At 57.2% G+C, this 16,649-nt stretch carries 17 protein-coding genes; 7 read left to right on the top strand and 10 right to left on the bottom strand.

Translation table 11 applies throughout. The features are described 5' to 3' along the window. Window positions 1-2: 2 nt before the first annotated feature. From RRH01S_RS30095 to uxuA, 8 genes are all read right to left on the bottom strand, one after another. The gene (locus RRH01S_RS30095) at window positions 3-1,289 is read right to left on the bottom strand and encodes an ABC transporter substrate-binding protein (RefSeq protein WP_042476692.1); all 1,287 of its coding nucleotides are present in this window, start codon (window positions 1,287-1,289) and stop codon (window positions 3-5) included. A 29-nt stretch (window positions 1,290-1,318) separates the two neighbouring features. Next, the gene (locus tag RRH01S_RS30090; RefSeq protein WP_052365371.1) at window positions 1,319-1,981 is read right to left on the bottom strand and encodes a DAPG hydrolase family protein; all 663 of its coding nucleotides are present in this window, start codon (window positions 1,979-1,981) and stop codon (window positions 1,319-1,321) included. A 10-nt stretch (window positions 1,982-1,991) separates the two neighbouring features. Further along, window positions 1,992-3,251 carry an ABC transporter substrate-binding protein gene (locus tag RRH01S_RS30085; protein WP_052365370.1) on the bottom strand — a complete coding sequence of 420 codons (1,260 nt, stop codon included), beginning with the start codon at window positions 3,249-3,251 and terminating at the stop codon, window positions 1,992-1,994. Between the two features lie 40 nt (window positions 3,252-3,291). Next, window positions 3,292-4,203, bottom strand: coding sequence for a 3-hydroxyacyl-CoA dehydrogenase family protein (locus RRH01S_RS30080; protein WP_202034062.1), 912 nt, complete (start codon window positions 4,201-4,203; stop codon window positions 3,292-3,294). Window positions 4,204-4,205: 2 nt separating this feature from the next. Further along, window positions 4,206-5,012, bottom strand: coding sequence for an SDR family NAD(P)-dependent oxidoreductase (locus RRH01S_RS30075; RefSeq protein ID WP_042476687.1), 807 nt, complete (start codon window positions 5,010-5,012; stop codon window positions 4,206-4,208). Continuing rightward, complete coding sequence (locus RRH01S_RS30070) at window positions 5,009-5,359, bottom strand: cupin domain-containing protein (protein ID WP_042476683.1); 351 nt, start codon at window positions 5,357-5,359, stop codon at window positions 5,009-5,011. The genes RRH01S_RS30075 and RRH01S_RS30070 overlap by 4 nt, the downstream gene beginning before the upstream one ends. Before the next feature lie 118 nt (window positions 5,360-5,477). Continuing rightward, on the bottom strand, window positions 5,478-6,317 hold the full coding sequence (locus RRH01S_RS30065; RefSeq protein WP_042476680.1) for a cyclase family protein: 840 nt from the start codon (window positions 6,315-6,317) through the stop codon (window positions 5,478-5,480). 470 nt (window positions 6,318-6,787) lie between these two features. Next, window positions 6,788-7,966, bottom strand: a complete 1,179-nt coding sequence (uxuA, locus tag RRH01S_RS30060) for a mannonate dehydratase (protein WP_042476679.1) — start codon at window positions 7,964-7,966, stop codon at window positions 6,788-6,790. 127 nt (window positions 7,967-8,093) lie between these two features. Here uxuA and RRH01S_RS30055 point away from each other — a divergent pair, with 127 nt between their 5' ends. The 6 genes from RRH01S_RS30055 (at window position 8,094) to RRH01S_RS30030 (ending at window position 13,787) form a co-directional block, all read left to right on the top strand. Continuing rightward, window positions 8,094-8,804, top strand: a complete 711-nt coding sequence (locus RRH01S_RS30055) for a FadR/GntR family transcriptional regulator (protein WP_042476676.1) — start codon at window positions 8,094-8,096, stop codon at window positions 8,802-8,804. A gap of 14 nt (window positions 8,805-8,818) precedes the next feature. Next, window positions 8,819-9,604, top strand: coding sequence for an SDR family NAD(P)-dependent oxidoreductase (locus RRH01S_RS30050; RefSeq protein WP_042476673.1), 786 nt, complete (start codon window positions 8,819-8,821; stop codon window positions 9,602-9,604). A gap of 32 nt (window positions 9,605-9,636) precedes the next feature. Next, window positions 9,637-10,323: a D-lyxose/D-mannose family sugar isomerase gene (locus tag RRH01S_RS30045; protein ID WP_042476797.1), complete on the top strand. Its 687-nt coding sequence runs from the start codon at window positions 9,637-9,639 to the stop codon at window positions 10,321-10,323. A 7-nt stretch (window positions 10,324-10,330) separates the two neighbouring features. Further along, on the top strand, window positions 10,331-12,109 hold the full coding sequence (dld, locus tag RRH01S_RS30040) for a D-lactate dehydrogenase (RefSeq protein WP_042476670.1): 1,779 nt from the start codon (window positions 10,331-10,333) through the stop codon (window positions 12,107-12,109). Between the two features lie 12 nt (window positions 12,110-12,121). Continuing rightward, window positions 12,122-12,961 (top strand): fumarylacetoacetate hydrolase family protein, encoded by an 840-nt coding sequence (locus tag RRH01S_RS30035; RefSeq protein WP_042476667.1) that lies wholly within the window; start codon window positions 12,122-12,124, stop codon window positions 12,959-12,961. Between the two features lie 88 nt (window positions 12,962-13,049). After that, on the top strand, window positions 13,050-13,787 hold the full coding sequence (locus RRH01S_RS30030; RefSeq protein ID WP_042476663.1) for an SDR family oxidoreductase: 738 nt from the start codon (window positions 13,050-13,052) through the stop codon (window positions 13,785-13,787). Window position 13,788: 1 nt separating this feature from the next. Here RRH01S_RS30030 and RRH01S_RS30025 read toward each other — a convergent pair whose 3' ends face one another. Then, window positions 13,789-14,367 (bottom strand): TetR/AcrR family transcriptional regulator, encoded by a 579-nt coding sequence (locus RRH01S_RS30025; protein ID WP_042476660.1) that lies wholly within the window; start codon window positions 14,365-14,367, stop codon window positions 13,789-13,791. Between the two features lie 98 nt (window positions 14,368-14,465). Between RRH01S_RS30025 and RRH01S_RS30020 the strand changes: the two genes are divergently transcribed. Beyond that, on the top strand, window positions 14,466-15,611 hold the full coding sequence (locus tag RRH01S_RS30020) for an MFS transporter (protein ID WP_042476659.1): 1,146 nt from the start codon (window positions 14,466-14,468) through the stop codon (window positions 15,609-15,611). A gap of 18 nt (window positions 15,612-15,629) precedes the next feature. Here RRH01S_RS30020 and RRH01S_RS30015 read toward each other — a convergent pair whose 3' ends face one another. After that, window positions 15,630-16,556, bottom strand: coding sequence for a LysR family transcriptional regulator (locus RRH01S_RS30015; protein ID WP_042476656.1), 927 nt, complete (start codon window positions 16,554-16,556; stop codon window positions 15,630-15,632). Window positions 16,557-16,649 lie beyond the last annotated feature (93 nt).

The raw sequence follows: 16,649 nt of genomic DNA, 5'->3' as shown, positions 1-16,649 counted from the left end.
GCTCAGAGGAGTTTGAGTTCTCCGCCGACCGGGATTTCTGGTGCCGTCTTGTTGGTCGTGATCACCAGCTCCGCCTTCCCGTTCACATTCTGCCATTGGCCAGCGACGAGAGGAGTTTTCGTCACGTTTTTGACTGGGCCCTTGGACCAATCCACCGGGCCAACAATCGTCTTCAAGTTTGTTGTCTTGATCGCATCAATGATGGCCGCAGGGTCCTCAAGATCGGCGGTTCTCTTGACTACATCTGTGACTACTTCGAAGAGAGCGTGCTTGAAGCCGATGGGCTGCGTCCACGGGCGGTTGGTGGCTTTTACAAACCCTTCTGCAAGGTCCTTTGAGCTTTCATCCGTGAGACTGGAAGAGAACGGATGATTGGGCGACCACCAGATTTCCGACGAAAGTCCGATCCCGCGTTCTCCGAGAGAGGCAATCACTGAAGGGAACAGTAACGCCTTGCCGATGGTGACGATCTTGGGCTTGAGGCCTTGCTGACCGGCCTGGCTCCAGAACGTCGCGAAGTCGGGCGGGATCATGTTTCCGGTGACGATCTCTACACCAGCCGCCTTGAACGCGGAAATTTGCGCCGAGAAGTCGTCCGACATTGGCTGATATCGGCCCGGATCGGTCAACGCATATCCAGCTTCCTTAAGCGGCTTGGGGAAGCCGCGTTCCGGGTCGCCCCATGCGTTGCCGTCGGCATCGTTCGGGAATAATCCCCCGACTTTTTTCGCAACATTGGGATTGTCCCAGAGAGAAAGGAACGCGCCAATGACGTCTTCCAGCCCCCAGAAGAAATGGTAGGTGGACTCGAAGCCTTTGTTCGGAACACCATTGCGGCCAAAGAAGTAGGGCTGCCACGGGCAGTCAGTCGTGATGCAAGGTGTGCCGTTGGCCTCTGCTTGGTCAGAGACTGGATTGACGGTATCCGGCGTCGAGGCGGCGACGATAATGTCCACCTCGTCTTTTAAGATAAGATCGGCTGCCACTTCCGCAGCACGGTTCGGGTTCGACTGGCTGTCTTTCGAAATAACTTCGATAGCCCAGGACTTCCCATTGTTGTCGACGCTGGAAAGGGACTTCTTGATCCCATTGAGAATGTAGTCATTTGCCTCGGCAAATCCGGCCAAAGGCCCGGTGACGGGGCTGACGTGACCGACTTTGATTGTCGGCGTGTCTGCGTAGGCCCGCGTGAAGCGCAAGATTGCAGGTGCCGCAATTAGTCCCAGACTGGACTGCAGCACTATCCGGCGTGTGATACTTTTTGTTCCGGTGGTGTCATTCGAACCCATAATATCCTCCCAGAAAAGTTCGATTGAAGTTAGAGCGTGACGTCCTGTGTGACCTGCCGGTAGAGAATTGGCAGCAGCTCGCCGAGATATCCCATCTCCTCCGTGGCGTGCTGATGCAGGCCTCGCGCCAGATCGTCGGTGACCAGCTCGCGCCGTATTCCCGCCTTCTGCTCCTCCGAGAACGGATGGTCCGGATCGCGGCTCTCGACATGGCCAAGAAAGAACCGAGAGCGCATTTCGCAGCCGTAATCGGTGTTGCGAACGAAGTGCGTCATCCGACCGAGGTTTACAGGCTTCTCAAGGCTCCCGATGCGTGCGCACACGGCCGTTCCGTCGAAGGCTGCGTACCGAGCCTTATCGAAGAATTCGGTGGGATCGCGGAAGTTGATCCTCAGCTTGAACAAGGGGCCGTCATCACCGCCGAGATATTCGTGAACCAGATGACTGGAGCCAATGTAGCTTCCAAACTGGCGTTCCTCCCAGTCGCTGAAGACGTGATCGCGCGGATGCCACAGCTTGTACTGATCGGTACCCCCGAGCCAACCGAACCACCAGTCCACCATCTTCGCCTTGCAGCGCGGCATGCGGGTGTAAGCGCACACCGTTTTGAACCCGTTCTCGTAGTCGACGACGCCGGACTCAATCTTCAGATAGCCTTTATTCAGTAGGTCGTTAGCGTTTTCAAACCGCATAATCTTCTCCTCAGGCTACCGGACGGAGCTTATCGGCGACGGGTATCGCAGCCCCCGTCGGATTGGCGCAGATGGCAATGTCGAACTTCCCGTCCGCCTGACGCCATTGACCGCCGACAATTGGGACTTTCGCGACGTTTTTGATGCCGGATACCGACCAATCAACGGTACCTAGCAAGGTATCTGCCCTGGTTGCTTTGATCGCCTCTATCACCGAGCCTGCGTCACGCGGGTCACTGGCCCGCTTCAGCACGTCTATAGCGACGTCCAGAAGCGCGTGCTTGAGACCAACTGCCTGTGTCCATTGCCTGCCGGTCGCCTTTTGCCATTCCGCCGCCACCGATGACGACGTGTCGCCCGTCGTAGCCGACCGAGAAGGATAGCTTGGATGCCAGGCCACCTCCGTCGACAATCCGTCAGCAGTCGGACCGATCGCCTCCAGCGTGGTTGGCAGCAGCAGAGCCTTTCCAATCGTCGCAATTTTCGGCTGGAAGCCTTGCTGTTTGGCCTGGCTCCAAAATGTGAAGAACTCCGGAGGGATCATCGTCGCAGCGACGATATCTACCCCTTCGGACTTCATCTTGGTGATCTGGGCCGTGAAGTCTTCAGCCATGGGCGTATAGCGCCCAGTGTCGACGACTGTGTACCCTCCTTGTGTCAGTGCGGGCGGGAAGCCAAATTTAGCGTCTCCCCAGGCATTGCCATCCGCATCATTGGGGAAAAGCAAGCCGACCTTCTTGTTGGTTTCGATGGTCCCCCACAGCCCGATGTAGGCAGCGATGACGTCCTCCAAACCGAAGGCAAAGAGGTAGCCCCAGTTGAAACCCTTGTCCGGCGTGCTATTGCGGCCGAAGACGAAGGGCTGCCACGGGCAAGCTGTCCCTATCATCGGTATTCCGTTCAGCTCGGCTTGATCTGCAACCGGAACGACGGTGTCTGGACCACCAGCGGTGATCAGCAGGCTGACTTCGTCCTTCAGGGCCAGTTGATTGGCGAGTTCCGACGCTCGGCTCGGGTTTGACTGACTGTCCTTGATAAGGATTTCGATCGGGCGACCATTCGCGCCTTGCTCCAGCGCGGATTTGAAGCGCTGAAGGAGAAAACGATCTGGTTCACCAAAAAACGCCAACGGACCGGTTTGCGGCGTGACAAAGCCTACGCGTATGGGTTCCCCTGCGGCAAATGCAGGTCCCTTTATCAGTGCGGGTGCGGCGACCGCGAGTGCAGTAGCCTTTAAAAACCGTCTTCGATTAAACCCCATGATTTTCATAGTCGGCCTCCTCCCAAAGGCTTGGTGTATCGCTGGCTTCTTATTCGACCGGTTTGAAGTTCCTGAGATATTGCGACACGCGTGTTCTAAGCGCGGCGGCATCGTCCTCTGTCCAAGCTCGGAACCCTTCTCCAGATTTCATCCCAAGCCGCCCGTCCTCAACCAGCTTTTGAAGGTAAGGCGATGGACCGGGGTCGCGATTGAGGTGTTCGAGCACGACGTTATGGATGTCGAGTGTCAGATCAGTTCCAACGAGATCGGCGTTTTCCAATGGCCCCAGTACTGCCAACCGCCGTCCAAAGCTTGATTTGACAACAATGTCGACCGTCTCGGCGTCAGCGATGCCCTCGGCTACAATGGCTATCGCTTCCCGCCACAGTGCGTGCTGCAACCGGTTCCCCACGAAGCCTGGAACATCCTTTTTAACGTGGACCGGCGTCTTGCCGACCGATGCCAAAAGATCAATCATCTCGGCGACGGTGTGAGGGTCGGTGTTTGCCGTACCCACCACTTCGACGAGCGGTACGAGAAATGGCGGGTTCCACCAATGCGTTCCGAGTATGCGCTCGCCCGTTTCCAATCCGGCTGCGATGTCGGTGATTGGAATGACCGATGTGTTTGAGGCGAGAGTGGTATGCTTGGGCGACAGGCGCACAAGATCAGCGAATATTGAGCGCTTCAGCTCCAGCTTCTCGGGCGCAGCCTCGACGACTACGTCAGCATCGATCACCGCGCGTGCCAGCATAGCATGACCCGTGACAAGGTCCTGCGCTCCATCCGGCAAGCCAAGGTCGAAAAGGTTCTTCGCAATCCGAGAGCGGAGAGTGTCGAGAGCCGGTTGATGGGCATCGAACACCGCTACGCTGTGACCTGCGACGGCAAAAACCTGGGCTATACCATGGCCCATGAGCCCTGCCCCGATCACCGCAATCTTCTTTTTGGTATCTGACATCATCAGCCCGCCGTGTATCCGCCATCGGCGTAAAGTATGTGCCCCGTGTAGAAGTCTGATGCTCGCGACGCCAGGAAGAGCAACGGGCCCGCCAGATCATCTGGCTCGCCCAACCGCCCTTTCGGAACACGGGCAAGAAATCCCTTGCGGACCTCCTGTGCCTTCTCGGTTTCGTCGAACATCCAAGCGGTCAGCGGGGAACGAAATACCGTTGGCGCTATCGCATTCACCGTGATGCCCGTCGGACCCCACTCGCAGCCGAGCGCACGGGTTAATCCGTCAACTGCGGACTTCGATGCGCAGTAGGCGGAATATCCCGCCGGGTGTCCCAAGAGGCCACGTGCGGAGGACATGAAGACGACTTTGCCGCCATCCCCCTGTTCCAACATGCGCTTGCCGACGGCTCGGGCCATCAGCCAGCTTTGCGTCACGTTCGCGTCCATGACATCAAGAAAGCGCTCAGGAGACATGTCGACGATCTTGGCAACGTCGTTCTTCCCGGACGCGACGACTAGGATATCTACGCGGCCGAAGCGAGCGACCGTCTCGGCGACAATAGCCTCGCAGTCTGCCTCGGTCGCCGGACGTCGATTGATCGAGAGAACTTCAGCATCGAGATGAACACACGCCTCTTCAGTCTCACGGAGCGCATTCTCATTGCCTGCAACAATCGCAAGCTTTGTGCCTGCTCCTGCAAGAATGCGTGCAGCAAGCGCTCCGAATGCTCCTGAGGCACCCGTCACAATGGCCACTTTGCCTGTGATATCGAACATATTGAGGGGCTTGCGCAGTGTTTCTTCCGCAATCATTGGACCGCTCCCGTAGGGTATGGAATTACGACGATCATCTTGCAGACGTGGTTGGATCGGTTGACGATCTCGCGAACCTCGCCGGGTGCAATGGTGCAGCTATCCAAGGCTTTCAAGACCGTTTCATTGCCTCCAACAATGACCGTCATTTCCCCTTCGAGAACGACGTAGACTTTTTCAAACGGTGTTGAATCGGGACCTGCTCGTCCGCCTGGAAGAAACTGCGAGAACCCAACCCACTGGTTTTTTGGCCCGCCTTCTTCGAAACCCTGCAGCCGCAATCCAGAGCACCCATGGTGGTTGGGCGCCTCATATGGCTTGGCTTCCTGGAACCGCTTTGTGAACATGTCTCCTCCCGTTCACTTTGGCTTTTCGGACTCGTCATCCGTTGATCAGCAGTGACGCCATCTCCTCTTGCGGCGTCACTCCATCTCGGCTGCCGTTACCGTTGGCAGCGGCTCGTCTTCAGAAGTTGTCACCCTTCTCGATGCGGTATTCCTGGCCCTTGTCCATCATGGCCACGAGCCGGATGATGCAACCGTCGCCGCGATCCCAGTTGATCGGGAAAAATGCGAACGTGCAGCGCTTGCCTGTGACCGCATCGAGATCGCCGCCCACGTTTTCGATACCGAGGATGCCAGCCTTGAAAATCTTTTGGTGGACAGGTTCCCATTCCGGGAAATCGTCCTTCCAGTCGCGTCCGCCCGACCACTCTTTGTACTCGTCGGCTAGGTGCGGCAGGAGTGGCCCGTTGCGCTGTGGACCAATAGCGGTTGCGAGCGGATGGTCGTTTGCCTGCGTATCGTGGCCGACGACCTTGATGCCCTTTTCGATCATCCAGTCGGCTGCCGACGGCACCAAACCTGGGCAATAAGCGAAATAGTCACCGTCCTCATACTGCTTATGCCAGCCGGTGTTGATGATCAGAACGTCGCCTTTGCGGATCGCATGGCCGCAAGCTTTTTCGAGGTCCTCGCCCGTGATCGGCTCCCATTTCTTCTTTGGTATGGAGACAACGATGCCCGTACCGAAGAAGTGTGGGAGGGGCACTTCATCGATGAAGGGTGTACCCTGCACAACGTGCGCAGGTGCGTCGATATGGGTGGTTACGTGCATCGTTGTAGTGATGGTCTGCGACAGCACGCCGGACTTGGCCATGTAGTGCATGCGCTCGATACGCACGTCCCTGAAGTAGGGCCAGTTTGGGCACTGATACCCGAAGCGGTGCGATAGATTGTAGAACTCGATCCCCATCGGGTTATCGAGGTTATCCTGAAATTCGATCCCACGGACAGTAATTGACATACAGAAATCCTCCTCGCCTCGCGATGCGCGGCGTAGCGTTCGATCCAGATTTTGGCTGACTCCTCCCAGAGCGCCTGTACCTTTATACGGTACATCTGTATCATTTTTTGTCAACCCGTTTCGGAACGGCTCACGACGCAACGTTGACCGGACGTAAAATGGAGGCGGTTTACTAGGCGTTTTCCCGGGATGGTGCGCTGACGAAATGGGAGATGAGAACAAGGCGCCATGCCAAAAGGAGAAGGAAGTCGGGGAAGCGGTCCCCTACGGCCGAATGGGAACCGCCGAGGACCTGACTTGAATGGCTGTGTTCCTTGCTCGGCGATTCACGTCGTTTCTCAGTGCTATGTCGATGGCGGACAGATGAGCTGACAATCGCACAGCCCGTTTAGGAAGCACGCCAATTGCGTCGCGGCTCTCGCCCGCGGCGCTTGTCGATGAGGCAGCCTTTGGCTTTTATCATCGGTGGATCAAAGACCAAGTTGATCCACGGCCGCGATCACGCCTCGGAGCTCTGCCAGACCCTTTAGACGACCGATACATGAATACCCCGGATTGACGGATTTGTTTTGATCGTCGATCAGCAGATGGCCATGGTCTGGCCTGAACGGGATGACGGCATCCTGACGCCCAACGCCTTCTCGCCGCCGCTCCTCGTTGCGCAAAGCCAGCACCAAGGAAACCATGTTGACGTCTCCATCGAGGTGGTCCGACTCGATAAAGGATCCGTCCGCTTCCTTTTTCACATTCCGAAGATGGGCGAAATGAACCCGCGGCGCAAACCGCTTGGCCATCTCGGTCAAATCATTACCCACGCGCGATCCGTATGAGCCGGCGCAGAGCGTAATCCCGTTCGTCTCATGGTCGACCGCGTCTAGGATGAGCTGGATGTCATCCGGCTGAGATACGATCCGCGGCAGGCCAAACAGCGAAAATGGCGGATCGTCCGGATGGATGGCGAGCTTGACCCCGTGTTCCACTGCGACCGGCACGACCTCCTTAAGAAACTCGATGAGGTTGGCGCGCATGTCCTGCGAGGACAGTTCGTCAAAGGACGCGATATGGCCACGGATGGTCTCACGTGTATGGGTATCTTCCTTCCCTGGAAGCCCAGCTATGATGTTTGTTTCCAGCGTCGCCACATCGGACCCGGACATCGCCTCGAACCGATGCTGCGCCGTCTCCAGAAGGTCTGGTTCGTAGTTTTTTTCGGCCCTGGGGCGCTTCAAAACGAAAACGTCGTAAGCGGCGAAATCGGCCATGTCGAACCGAAGCGCGAGGCCGCCCGTCTCTGTCGGATACCGGAGACTTGTGCGTGTCCAGTCGACAACCGGCATGAAATTGTAACAAACGACCGGCACTCCGGCACGGCCAATATTGGCAAGGCTTTCCTTCCAGCTGTCTACATAGCGGCGTTGCTCGTTGTTACGCAGTTTGATTGCCGAATGCACCGGAATGGATTCACAGACTGACCAGACCATACCGGCGCCTTCGATCTGAGCCTTGTGGGAAAGGATATCATCCAAACTCCACGCACGACCGTCATACTTGTGATGCAAGGCCGTGACGATCCCATGAGCGCCGGCTTGCCGCGCGTGTGACAAGGTCACCGGATCATCATTGCCGAACCAACGCCAGCTTTCGAGCATTCTGTCCTCCAAATTTATTGTTGGACATTATCCGCATAAAAACGCGTAAATTGCAATGAAAGAATCTATTTGCCAAAATATGACCAACATATTATGTGCTTATCGACCATCGAACAGGAGCGCATCAGTGAAGGCGTTAGAGGGAGAGCACAAAGCGTCGGCAGTCGACGAGATCGTCGGGCAGATACGCACGCTTATCCGCGATCGCGGTCTGGGCGTGGGTGATGTACTGCCAAGCGAGGTTGAGCTTGCGGAAAAGTTCGCCTCAAGTCGCAACACGGTGCGCGAAGCATTTCGCACGCTGAAAGCCTATGGCATTGCGGAGTCACGGCAGAAGCTCGGCCTTGTTCTGACCGATCAGCATCGCAACGCGATGCAGGATCTATTCGCCTTTGCCATGGAGATATCGGCTGACGCGTTTGAGGACATCCAGGGTTATCGGCGTCTGACGGAGATGAATCTCTTCGAGCTTCTGGTGGTGAACCTTTCGCAGGATCACCTACGCGAAGTTGAGGACGTAAACGCAGCTATCCTGAACGCCGCAACGGCCGAAGATGCATCCGAACTCGACTTCAAATTTCATATGTTGCTGGTCGCAGCCGCCGGCAATCGCACACTCACGGAAACCTACGCCATGCTTAAGCCGGTCATCCAGCGGGTTATGATGGCAGGCAAGTCGCAGCGATCGACTTTGAAGAGCGTCTTCAATGAGCACCAATCCATCATCGAAGCGCTTCGTAATAAGGACAGGATTGCCTTTGCTTACCATATGGATCGGCATTTGAGCGCTGGATTGGTTTTCATTCCGGATGGTGCCGCTCCACAAAAATCAATCTGAGGGAGGAGTGGGATATGAGAGAATTCTCGGGGAAGGTCGCAGTTGTAACCGGCACCACCGGGATAGGCCTTGCGGCGGCGCTCAAGCTGGCGCGAGACGGTGCAAGCGTTGTTGCAGTCGGGATCGACACCGCGGCAAACGATCAGCTTACGGCACTGGCAGCCGGCGAGGCTCTCAGGATCGACGTCATCACTGCCGACATGACTGATGCGGATGCGGTGAAGGCAGCATTTGACCAAGCAGCGGCCGGGTCCGGCGGGATCGACATCATCGTCAATTCCGCCGCGATCCATCCGTACGGGGATGCCATCGGCACGCCGTTCGACGTCTTCATGCGCTGCATGGCCGTCAACGTCGGCTCGATCCATCTGTCGGCACAGTTCGGCGTTCCGCATATGCGCAAACGCGGCGGTGGTGTGATCATCAATCTCTCAAGCGTACAGGGGTTTGCCTGTCAGAACGGCGTTTCCGCCTATGTCGCCTCAAAAGGCGCGATCCACGCGATGACCCGCGCCATGGCGCTCGATTTTGCCCGGGACCGCATCCGGGTCGTCTCAGTCAGCCCCGGCTCCGTTCGCACGCCCATTCTGGAGCTGGCCGCTCGAACCTTTGAAGGCGAAGACGCCGACATCAATGCCGTATTCGATCGCTTCGGAGCAGCGCACCCTCTCGGCCGCATTGGCGAGCCGGAGGAGGTCGCCGATCTCATAGCTTTCCTTGCATCCAGCAAGGCGGCATTTATCACGGGATCCGATCATCGCATTGACGGGGGCCTGACGGCCGGCATCGGCGTGCGCTGAGCATTGTATGAGGAATAGCCATGACACAGAAGCTGACACGCAGCGAGATCAACCGGACCATCCGTGAAGCGGAAGCCTTCATGGCTTCGTTCGGCTATGTTTTGCCCCCGTTTGCGAACTGGGGCCCTGAGGAGATGACCAGGCGCGGGGGTGACATCGGCAACATCATTGCGGCCGGGCTCGGGTGGGATATTACCGATTTCGGCATGGGGGACTTCGAGAAAAACGGCCTACTTTTATTTACGGCCCGAAACGGTCGACTGTCCGACCTGAAACGTGGTGTCGGCATGCTCTATGCCGAAAAAGCTATGATTTCTCGTCAAAATCAGGTTACGCCCAACCATACCCACATCCTCAAGACCGAGGACATCATCAACCGAGGCGGTGGTACGCTCATAGTTGAGCTGTTCGGTGGTCGCGACGGCGTCTGCGATCCCCATTTAGGGACGACAATTCTCTGCGACGGCATCGCCAGAACTTTGCCACCCGGAGGGAGGCTTCACTTGCAGCCGGGTGAAAGCGTGACACTGATGCCGGGGGATTGGCACTCGTTCTGGGCCGAAGGGTCCGACGTCTTTGTGGCGGAGGTATCGACCGTCAACGACGACGCTGCAGACAACATTTTCCAGGATAACCGAGTCACGCGCTTTTCCGGCATAGAGGAGGACGAGCAGCCATACCGTCTTCTGGTTCCAGACTATGCTGAGTGGCTCAAGTAGCATAGTCATGTCTGAGTTCGTCACCTCGAAAATCCCGGGAACGGGGCCCTTACCCGCAGCAGACAGCGTCTTCCTGGAGGAGTTGCGAGGGATTGTCGGCACGAAGCATGTGCTCACCACGGTTTCCGCGTCGCGCCGCTACACAAGCGGATATCGCTACGGCCAAGGGAAGGCCCTTGCGGTTGTCCGGCCCAAAAGCCTGATGCAGATGTGGCGGGTCCTCGAAACCTGCATACGCGCAGGAAAAATCGTCATTCCCCAGGCGGCGAATACCGGGCTGACCGGAGGGTCCACGCCCTTCGGCAATGATTATGACCGCGACGTTGTCGTCATCAACACGATGCGTATCAAGACGCTCCACCTCATCGATCATGGGAAACAGGTCGTCTGCCTACCGGGCGTCACGCTGGATGAACTCGAGAAAGCGCTGAAGCCCCACGGACGCGAACCCCATTCGGTGATAGGGTCATCCTGCCTCGGTGCATCGGTTCATGGCGGTATCGCCAACAATTCCGGAGGATCGCTGATCCATCGCGGCCCGGCCTATACCGAACTGGCGCTATTTGCGAAGGTTGACGAACAGGGCGCTCTCGGTCTTGTCAATCACCTCGGCATCGAACTCGGCGCATCGCCTGAGGAGATTCTGAGACGTCTCGACCGGGGCGAGTTCGGGGATGTCGATATCAGCGCTGATGACAGGGCTGCCTCCGACCGGGATTATGCCGTCCATATCCGCGATATCGAGGCATCGACTCCCGCCCGCTTCAATGGCGACCCGAGACGGCTCTACGAAGCGTCCGGGTCATCAGGACGGATCCTGATTTTTGCCGTACGCCTCGACACCTTCGAAGCCGAGAAGAACACCCGCGTCTTTTACATAGGGACAAACGATCCGGAGGATCTCACCGATTTGCGCCGGACGATGCTTTCTTCGTTCCGTACCCTCCCAATCGCGGCCGAGTATATCCATCGGGACGCCTACGATATCGCAGAACGATACGGGAAAGACACGTTCCTGCTGATCAAATGGCTGGGGACCAGTCGACTGCCGTCGCTGTTTGCGGCCAAGAGCCGCATCGACGATCTCGCCGGCCGCCTGCGATTTCTTCCTGCCAATCTCAGCGACCGCTTGCTTCAAGCGGTCAGCCATATCCTCCCGAGCCATCTGCCGAAGACAATGGGCGATTACCGCAACAGGTTCGAGCACCATCTGCTGATCAAGGCGGGCGGCGATTGCATCGGCGAAACGCGGGATTATCTGCAGAAGCGGTTTTGCTCGGCAGCGCACGCTGCGTTCTTCGAATGCGATCCGACGGAGGCGTCTGCGGCGTTTCTGCACAGGTTTGCCGTCGCCGGGGCAGCCGTCAGGTATCGGATCGTGCACGCCCGCGAGGTCAGTGACATCGTAGCCCTGGATATCGCACTACCGCGCAACACGACGCAATGGGTGGAAACGTTGCCCGCCTCAATCGAGCGGGACATTCGCAAGAAGCTCTATTACGGCCACTTCTTCTGCCACGTGTTTCACCAGGATTACATCATTGGGAAGAACGCCGACTGGCAGCAGGTCGAACACCAGATGTTAGCAATCCTGCACCAACGAGGCGCGAAGTATCCGGCCGAGCACAATGTCGGCCATCTCTATAAGGCAGAGCGTGCGGTCGTTTCCCATTATCATGAACTCGATCCCTGCAACTGCTTCAATCCTGGCATCGGTTCCACGTCCAAGCTACTGCGCTGGAGGAACATGCCGGTATCCAGCAACACCCCTCACGCTATCAATTGACAGGAGCATGCCTTGAAACTCGTTCGTTTTGGTCACCCCGGCGCGGAGAAACCCGGTCTGCTGGATCGAGAGGGACGGATCCGCGATCTGTCCATGCATATCGCGGATATCGACGGCGCCTCGATCGGTCCGGAAACCCTTCGGGCCATCGGCGAACTCGAGCCGCAAGCTCTTCCCATCGTCGAGAACACGGTGCGTCTCGGATCGTGCATTACGCGCGTTGGAAACTTCATCGCGGTCGGCCTGAACTATGCCGACCACGCCGCGGAAAGCGGAATGCCGATCCCGGAGGAGCCGATCCTCTTCAACAAGGCACCCTCCTGTATCGTCGGGCCTAACGATACGGTGCTGATACCGCCAGGATCTGAAAAGACCGACTGGGAAGTCGAGCTTGCGATCGTGATCGGCAAAACGGCCTCCTACGTGTCGGAAGATGCCGCTCTCGAGCATGTTGCTGGCTATTGTATCTGCAACGACGTGTCGGAGCGCTCTTACCAGCTGGAACGGGGTGGCACTTGGACGAAAGGCAAAGGGTGCCCGACTTTCGGTCCCCTTGGCCCCTGGCTTGTGACCACGGACGAGGTCGATGTGGACAATTTGTCCATGGCGCTGAAAGTCAACGGGGAGCTGGTCCAGAACGGATCGACCAAGACAATGATTTTCCGGGTTCCCTTCATCGTCTCCTACATCTCCCAGTTCATGAGGCTTCTGCTTGGTGACGTCATCACCACCGGCACGCCACCCGGCGTGGGCATGGGTTTTAAGCCGCCAAGGTACCTCAAGGCCGGCGATACGATGGAAGTCTCCATCGGGGGACTCGGGGTCCAGCGCCAAAGCGTTGCCGCCGCCTGATCCACTCACCTGCTAGCGATCGGGCGCACGCACGATCGCATTACCACTCGGCGCTGCCACCGGCAGATGCCCTAACAAGGAGGACGTAATGGGGCGATTGAATGGAAAGACCTGCTTTCTAACAGGCGCGGCACAGGGGATCGGTCGCGAAGTATTGGACGCTTTCTTGCGAGAGGGCGCGGTGGTCATTGCCTCTGATATCAACGGAGACGGGTTAAAAGCTCTTGCCGATATCGATGGCGTGACGACAATCGAGCTCGACGTCACCGATCCCGACGCGGTCCAGGCCACAGCCATACGTTTCCCTGACATATCCGTCCTGGTCAATTGCGCTGGCTACGTCGCAACCGGGACCATCCTGGAATGCTCGTCGAAGCAGCTTGATCTGAGCCTGGAAGTCAACGTCAAGTCGATGTTCAATACGATCTCGGCGTTCCTCCCGAACATGGCGCAGCGAAGGGCGGGGAGCATCATCAATATCGCATCCGTCGTGTCCTCGATCATGGCCGCGCCGGAACGTTTCGCTTACGCGACGAGCAAAGCCGCCGTCGTCGGACTGACCATGTCGGTCGCCCGCGATTTTGCCGCGCTTGGCGTGCGCTGCAACGCCATCAGCCCAGGCACGGTCGAAACACCCTCTCTTCACGCACGCATGGAAGCGACCGGCGACGCCGAAGAGGCTCGCAAGAAGTTCGTATCCCGACAACTCATGGGACGCCTAGGGACAGCGGGGGAGATCGCCGCGATCGCCGTGCTGATGGCTTCGGAAGAGGCCACGTTCATGACCGGTTCCAACATCGTAATTGATGGCGGCATGAGCCTTTAGACTACGTCTTCGTCAGGAACGTCGAGAGCCGTACGGCCAGGGAATCGTCGAGTGGCCTGCCTTGAAGGAGGCGATACCAGAATACACCGTGTAACGCATCAACTGAAAGTTCCAAATCAAGACTATCGCTGAGCTCCCCCCGCGAAATGCCACTTTTGATGATCGTTGCAGCGATCTCTGCACGCGGCAATACAAAGCGCTCCCGGAAAACTTTCAGAAACGCCTCATCGGTCTGGGCCGACGCGATCAGATTGCGAATAGCAGGCCCGTCTTTGCCGATAATTCGGAAAAGATTTGCAAGGAAACGCTCAAGCGTTGCCTGGACCGGGCCGCTATCAATCACCTCATCCTGCGACGCACTATCAAGAAAAGCGTCAAGCACAAGCTCCGCCTTGCTCGACCAGCGACGATAGATGGTCTGACGCCCCACCCCCGCCGCCGACGCGATCGATGCAATTGTGACATCTGCATAGCCTTTCTCGCTTACAAGCTTCCTCGTAACTTCAAGCAAAGCCGGCGTGGCCTCTTCATCACGGGGCCGCCCCGCTGACCTAGCGGGTTGGACTTTATCGGTTTCCATACCTTCTCCTATTGCGAGAATGCAGTCTCGCATATATAGAGACTTTAGTCTCGTAATTATCAGCAATCAGCGACGTATCATCTCTAATGGAGAAGACATTGCAGCAACTCAAGCCCTTAGGAGCCTTGACGCTCCTTTGTGTCGCCTGCCTCACTATCATGGTTGGCTGTGTCATTGTTCCCGGCCTGCCGGGGATCGCGAGTGCACTTGGCGTACCATCTGCATCTAGCTGGCTGGTAACACTGCCTTCACTGGGCGTGGCGATATTCGGTCTCGCGGTCGGTCGACTTATCGAGCGCATAGGGAGCCGTCGGGCCCTCTTAGCAGGGTTAGGACTTTACGGTCTCCTCGGTTATGCCGCTGTGTGGATGCACGGATACGTCGCCGTTCTCCTCGATCGCTTCCTCTTGGGCGGGGCCACAGCGATTGTCATGTCAGCTGGCACGACGTTGATCTCAGAATTCTTCGACGGAGACACTCGGCTCAAGATGATTGCTCGTCAAGGAATGGCGATTGAACTCGGCGGTGTCGTTTTCCTAGCAATTGGCGGAATATTGGCAGGGATCAGCTGGCAACATCCGTTTCTCCTCTATTTGGTCTCTTGGATATTCGCCGCGATGGTGATCGCCTTCGTGCCGCGTACTCACGAGTCACCACGTTCTGCCGAAGCCAATATTTCGATTTCTGCTCCACCGATGTGGGACGTATATTTGGCGGCGACCTGCTCCATGATCGTCTTCTTCGCGGCAGTGATCCTGCTCCCGCAGAAGCTGGCCGAAATGGGACTAGGCGAAGTTGAAATCGGTTACTTCCTGTCCTTCATATCATTGGTGGCAGTAGGCGCCGCGTTCGCAATTCCATACCTCATAGGACCATTGGGAGCCGCCAAAACGTCGATGATTGCCTTTGCTGCATATGCAGCAGGACATCTGATCTTCTTTTCGGCAGGATCGCTTTTACTGACTATCGTTGGCGGTGTCCTCGTAGGTTGCGGCTTTGGATTTTCGATACCCCTCGTCAATCATCTCACCATCGAGCGCAGCCCCACAGCACTGAGAGGAAGGCTGCTGGGTTACTTGTCAGTCGCAATATTCATGGGGCAGTTTCTGTCTGCCTTCATCGAAATGTTGCCCATCTCCCGCGCCGGATTTTTCTTTGTCGCGGCATTGGTCGCCTTCTTGACGCTGTGTGTCTTTGCGACCAGGACCCGTGTCGAGAAGAGCGCCCGAAATAGTCGTGCATGAACCTGACTCGGTCGCGCCTCAGCTTTCAGCGGCGCTTCCTGACTCCCGAGCAACACGAAGTGACGTCTGGATCACATCCCGCATCCAGCGGTGCGCTGGATCGGCATCGTTGGAGCTGTGCCACAAGAGCGAGATCGGCACTGAAGGCATTTCAAAGGGTGGGCGAGATGTCCTCAGCCCAAGTTGCCGCTCGAAATAACGCGCCAGGCTACCGTGAACGGTTGCCACGACGGGCGTGGCCAGAACGATGAATGGGATCGACAGCAGGTGCCTTGTCGTCATGGAAATGCGTCGCGGTTCGTCCATCATGGCAAGCTGGTCACCGACCGCGTCGCGGCTAGATACTTTCCCAGACAGCCCAACATGGCGCGCTGATAAATATTCGTCCAATCTGATTGGATTGCCGAATTTCAGCAAAGCCTCATTATAGAGGCAAAGGTAGTCATCGGTATGAAGAAGTTTGCGCTTGTGGTGGATCTGCCCTTCCGAGAACACGCCTACCGCCATGTCGATCATACCCGTGTCGAGTTCACGCAGGGCGTCCACTTCATCGATACTGCGAAGCTGCAGGCGAATGCCCGGCGCGTCCCGATCCACCCGGCGCAGTATTTCGGGAATGATCAGAACTTCTGCGGCATCTGGAAGTGCGATTGTAAAGGTCCGCTCGGCGGAGATAGGGTCAAAGGCTGCGGACCGGCTGACCAGCCGATCGATCTCCGTCATGACCTTCGAGACCGGCTCGACGAGTGTGCGCGCGTAAGGTGTCATGACGAGACCGCCGGCATCCCGCGTGAAGAGCTCGTCCCCCATGGCTTTCCGCAAGCGGGCAAGGTTGTAGCTCATGGCAGACTGGCTGATGCCCAGCTCTTCAGCCGCCTTTGTGACACTTCCGAGAGCTAGGAGCTTTTGCAGGCTGTTCAGAAGGTTGAGGTCAACGTCCTTCATCAGTCACATCGATTTCGCAAATTGGTCTCATTTGTTGGACTGATAATCTGTTGGAGAGTAAATTTCAATCATCGCAAATCAACCAGGAGACAC

Origin of the sequence: Rhizobium rhizogenes NBRC 13257 (assembly GCF_000696095.1) — a bacterium.
Taxonomy (GTDB): Bacteria; Pseudomonadota; Alphaproteobacteria; order Rhizobiales; family Rhizobiaceae; genus Rhizobium; species Rhizobium rhizogenes.
This window is presented reverse-complemented; position numbering and strand designations above follow the sequence as displayed.

Coding starts and splice junctions, on each gene's coding strand:
- RRH01S_RS30080 (WP_202034062.1), bottom strand. CDS start 4,203: ATGTCAGATACCAAAAAGAAGATTGCGGTGATCGGGGCAGGGCTCATG.
- RRH01S_RS30090 (WP_052365371.1), bottom strand. CDS start 1,981: ATGCGGTTTGAAAACGCTAACGACCTACTGAATAAAGGCTATCTGAAG.
- RRH01S_RS30065 (WP_042476680.1), bottom strand. CDS start 6,317: ATGTCAATTACTGTCCGTGGGATCGAATTTCAGGATAACCTCGATAAC.
- RRH01S_RS30070 (WP_042476683.1), bottom strand. CDS start 5,359: ATGTTCACAAAGCGGTTCCAGGAAGCCAAGCCATATGAGGCGCCCAAC.
- RRH01S_RS30095 (WP_042476692.1), bottom strand. CDS start 1,289: ATGGGTTCGAATGACACCACCGGAACAAAAAGTATCACACGCCGGATA.
- uxuA (WP_042476679.1), bottom strand. CDS start 7,966: ATGCTCGAAAGCTGGCGTTGGTTCGGCAATGATGATCCGGTGACCTTG.
- RRH01S_RS30085 (WP_052365370.1), bottom strand. CDS start 3,251: ATGAAAATCATGGGGTTTAATCGAAGACGGTTTTTAAAGGCTACTGCA.
- RRH01S_RS30075 (WP_042476687.1), bottom strand. CDS start 5,012: ATGATTGCGGAAGAAACACTGCGCAAGCCCCTCAATATGTTCGATATC.
- RRH01S_RS30050 (WP_042476673.1), top strand. CDS start 8,819: ATGAGAGAATTCTCGGGGAAGGTCGCAGTTGTAACCGGCACCACCGGG.
- RRH01S_RS30015 (WP_042476656.1), bottom strand. CDS start 16,556: ATGAAGGACGTTGACCTCAACCTTCTGAACAGCCTGCAAAAGCTCCTA.
- RRH01S_RS30025 (WP_042476660.1), bottom strand. CDS start 14,367: ATGGAAACCGATAAAGTCCAACCCGCTAGGTCAGCGGGGCGGCCCCGT.
- dld (WP_042476670.1), top strand. CDS start 10,331: ATGTCTGAGTTCGTCACCTCGAAAATCCCGGGAACGGGGCCCTTACCC.
- RRH01S_RS30030 (WP_042476663.1), top strand. CDS start 13,050: ATGGGGCGATTGAATGGAAAGACCTGCTTTCTAACAGGCGCGGCACAG.